Annotated in this window: 5 protein-coding genes; 2 read left to right on the top strand and 3 right to left on the bottom strand. The window is 46.3% G+C overall.

The genetic code is table 11. From position 1 onward, the window contains the following. Positions 1-166: 166 nt before the first annotated feature. The 3 genes from QT974_RS18615 to QT974_RS18625 all read right to left on the bottom strand — a co-directional run bounded on the left by QT974_RS18615 (position 167) and on the right by QT974_RS18625 (position 1,863). Complete coding sequence (locus QT974_RS18615) at positions 167-1,024, bottom strand: DUF4339 domain-containing protein (RefSeq protein ID WP_333469921.1); 858 nt, start codon at positions 1,022-1,024, stop codon at positions 167-169. Between the two features lie 96 nt (positions 1,025-1,120). Next, positions 1,121-1,390 carry a helix-turn-helix transcriptional regulator gene (locus QT974_RS18620; RefSeq protein ID WP_333469922.1) on the bottom strand — a complete coding sequence of 90 codons (270 nt, stop codon included), beginning with the start codon at positions 1,388-1,390 and terminating at the stop codon, positions 1,121-1,123. A gap of 185 nt (positions 1,391-1,575) precedes the next feature. Then, positions 1,576-1,863, bottom strand: coding sequence for a hypothetical protein (locus QT974_RS18625; RefSeq protein WP_333469923.1), 288 nt, complete (start codon positions 1,861-1,863; stop codon positions 1,576-1,578). 52 nt (positions 1,864-1,915) lie between these two features. On the opposite strand from QT974_RS18625, the gene QT974_RS18630 reads away from it, so the two are divergent. Both QT974_RS18630 and QT974_RS18635 read left to right on the top strand, forming a co-directional pair. Next, a complete protein-coding gene (locus tag QT974_RS18630; RefSeq protein ID WP_333469924.1) occupies positions 1,916-2,323 on the top strand; it encodes a winged helix-turn-helix domain-containing protein in 408 nt (135 codons plus the stop codon). Positions 2,324-2,364: 41 nt separating this feature from the next. Next, on the top strand, positions 2,365-3,565 hold a 1,201-nt coding region (locus tag QT974_RS18635; protein WP_333469925.1), incomplete at its 3' end, for a hypothetical protein.

A 3,565-nucleotide genomic window follows, 5' to 3' on the forward strand; every position in this document is an offset into this window, starting at 1 on the left:
CCAACACCCGCGAACTGAGAAAGTGTCCGAAATTTCGGACACTTTCTCAGTTCGCGGGATTATTTTCGCTCTAGCCAAGTCGGAAATAATCTGAGCCTGTAACTACAGAACCCTTGCTGAACAAGGGTTTAATAAAAAAGTCCAATAAATTGGACTTTTTAGAAAGCTATTTTTCAGTGAGGTACGCCGCCAGCTCTGATATTTCACCGGCTCGCTGCCAGTCCGTTTCGCCGCGCCGCACCTTGGTTCGATCGGTGATTTTTTGAACTTCCAGCAACTGCATCCTGGTGTATGGCCCCTCGGCGCTGCCACTGCGGAATACGTACCACTCAGCAGCTTCAGGAGTTGACACCGCTGGTCTCACTGTTTTCATCCGACTCATCCCAGATTGAGCTTTGAGTTGATTGAGCTCTTGCTCAACTGGATCGGGGGCGGGTAGGTTTTTGGGCGATCGCCTTTTTGTCGGCTCCTGAGCTTTAGCTTTGGCTGCTGATTTTACTGTCCGCCGGTGCCGCGCCCACAAATCGTATTGGTAAAGATAAGCCGAAACAAAAAACATCCCGATCGAGATGATGTCGAGTCTTAACCGAAGTACATTTCGCCTCAGTACGTAAAAGCCGCGTGCGTAATCAGCATCGGCTCTACTGGGGACAGGTGTCAGGTAAGATACAACCAAAAACGAGACAATGAACGCCACAAAGCTGATAATAAAAGCGTTTAGCCCTTCTCTCCAGTGCGATCGCTCCGAGCCAGACCAGCGATCGGTGAGGTACTGACGAACCGGAGCAAGCTTAGGATGTGCTGGCAGATGTTTCAATAAAAACTTTGCGACAGATGCGATCGCCCAATGAAAGAAGGTGAACAAAAACGGCACGGTAGTCCAGGCTCCAATCAAGACAGCAGCAACGCCGTCGCTATGCTGGAGAGGAAACTGCGACTTAACTAGAGCAGTAAGAGCGTAGCAAAGTCCGAAGGCTCGTATCCATGAGATAGGATAAGGGAGCCACTTTGGCCAGGTATTCATGGATGGAACAATTTGACGGGATATCAATATTGTCCCATCGGGCTGATGGTTTAGATATCAGCCTCTCCGGGTTAATAGCCGGGGAGGCTGAACTATTTAGTTTTCAAGGTTCGGTGCAACCAGTACCTTTTCTCTGTCACGAGATGCACGCAATGCTACAAACGCCTGGATCACTTCATCGGCGGTGCAGTTATAAGCCTGCATAATTCTTGGAACCAACAACAAGTTCGGAGAAGAAATTCCTCTCTCCCACTCGCTAATCGTGGATTCCCTCACCCCAAGAAGGTCAGATGCTTGTCTTTGCGTTAGTTTTACTCGCCTTCGTAAAAACACAGGAGTCAACGGTTGTTTTCTTTCTTGTGTCATAGTATAGTAAATCTAACGGAGAAACGCAAGTGTTCCCCCGTTAGTCCCGAAAAACAACAAAATAAGCAGACCGGGGATTGGCGTCTACGGTCTGCCTACAACTCAAATATATAAAGGTTTTAGCCGCATGACCGATCGACTGTGTAAGCCCCGAGGGCATCAGTCTCGTCAAACGACTGCATCCTTTATATCCCCGGTTCAGAATTCCGAGTCAAAGTTTCGCACCCTCCCCCTTTAAAAGGGGAATAGCCATCGGATATGCACAACAAGTTTTCGACCCTTTTGCCCCTGTTAGGGCTGGTTTTACTGTGGGCGTACCAGATTCCAGATGCAGCGCCCGATCGTGGGGGCGATCGTAGAGATTTCAATCCTATTGAGGTGATGCCTATGCAGCAGTAGTTCAAGTCAATTTCAAGTCTGATGTCTTTCTCTGACGCGATCGCTCGGTAAGTGCGATCGCTTTCCTGAACCACATACCAATTACCGGCAGGTCAGCGACGAGTTCATTTCAAACATTGATAGCTCATGAGTATTAATTTGAATCAAATCTCACACGAACACCGCGAGCAGGTCGATCGGTTCCTGACCTACTACCCTCGCACCGGCCAACAACTAGCTGAAAACTATTTGGCGCTTGTTACCAGCCCTGGATACCGAACCAATTCTGCTGGGTACCAAAGGCAAAAAACAGAAGTGCGACCCGCAACAGTAAATCGAGTGCCTAAAGCGGAAGCGCCAGCCAGCAGAAAGAGATCGATCATCTTAGGAGAAATCACATCAAATCCAGGGCAAAGCGGAAAACAAATCGCCAAGAAAACTGGCTTATCTTTGCATTCTATTCGGCAAATTCTACTTCAGTTAACAAAAGAAGAATTGATCGAAGGATTTACCAAAGGAAGAGAAGGTTATTACCTATCAGGAGAGACATTATGACACTAGCAACCGCCGAGCCTCCCCGTTCGACAAAACAACAAATGACAGCCGATGAAGCGAAAGAAATTACGGAAGCTATTCGAGGTAATTTCGATAGCTTGGGAAAAATGTTAGTGGAAGTACGCGAGCGCAAAGGATACTCAGCACTTGGTTACAAATCTCTAGAAAGTTATTGCCTTACAGAATTTGGCAAAGGCAAATCAAGAGTCTACCAACTCATCGAAGAATTCAAAATAGAAGAGCAAATCATAGAGGAACTGGCGGCATCAGACTCTCCAATCACATCCCTAAAAATGCCTGGGACTTTATTGAGAGAATTGAGGGATCTGAAATCGCCACGGCAAAAGATTGAAGCAATAGCTTATGCGAACCAACTAGCTGAGAACGACGGCAGTCGCAGAGCCACGAAAACACATTTGCAAGTAGCTGTCCACAAAATCAGTGGCGGTAAAAGCGAACAGACACGACAAATCATCGCTAAAGATATGGGCTTTGATAAGGGAGTCGAGGTCGAGGTGGTGGAAGGCTACAACAAATGTAAGCGGGGTGTTATTAGGAAAATTGACACAAAAGGACAGGTACACGTAGAACTTTACAGCGGAAATTCAATGCCTATTGCCTGGGATGTTAGCAATCTCAGGATAGTGACACAAGCGGAAAAACCTGAAATATCGGCGACAATGGACACCATTAAAATTGGTGACACGGTTCGCATATTTTCCAGCAACAGTAACAAGCTAAAAATCGGAACAGTAGTAGCAAGAACTAACAACAAACAAGCATCAGTCCAAATCAAACAAGGACATACAATCGAAATTCCCTACGCCGAATTGGAAAAAGTCACCGAGGATAAAGTCGAGCAGGAGGTGAAAAACTGGGAAGACGATTTGATTTGGAGTGGAAGTTGGAACGAATTATCGAGCTGGTATTACAACGCAGAACGGAAGGAGATAAAATCATTTCCATGTCCTGGTATGACCTTTCAGATTGAGGAAAATACCAAATTTTCAAGCCCCTCAGAGTGGCTTGAAAAATGGAAAAATAAATATGGAAATTCTCTTGTAGAGGCGTTTATAACACCTGATGATATTACCACCTTAGTAATAGCAAAGGCTATCAGGATGAGCGACACCGAGAAACAAGGGTTTCTAGCAAGGATCAATGTTCTCATCACAAGTCCCGCGATTTTATCTCCAGCCCTGGAGCCTGAACAAACAGCCGAAGCCGAATTCCTAGTGGAAG

The sequence above is a fragment of the Microcoleus sp. BM001215392 genome (assembly GCF_036700185.1).
Lineage (GTDB): Bacteria > Cyanobacteriota > Cyanobacteriia > Cyanobacteriales > Microcoleaceae > Microcoleus.

Coding starts and splice junctions, on each gene's coding strand:
- QT974_RS18615 (WP_333469921.1), bottom strand. CDS start 1,024: ATGAATACCTGGCCAAAGTGGCTCCCTTATCCTATCTCATGGATACGA.
- QT974_RS18620 (WP_333469922.1), bottom strand. CDS start 1,390: ATGACACAAGAAAGAAAACAACCGTTGACTCCTGTGTTTTTACGAAGG.
- QT974_RS18630 (WP_333469924.1), top strand. CDS start 1,916: ATGAGTATTAATTTGAATCAAATCTCACACGAACACCGCGAGCAGGTC.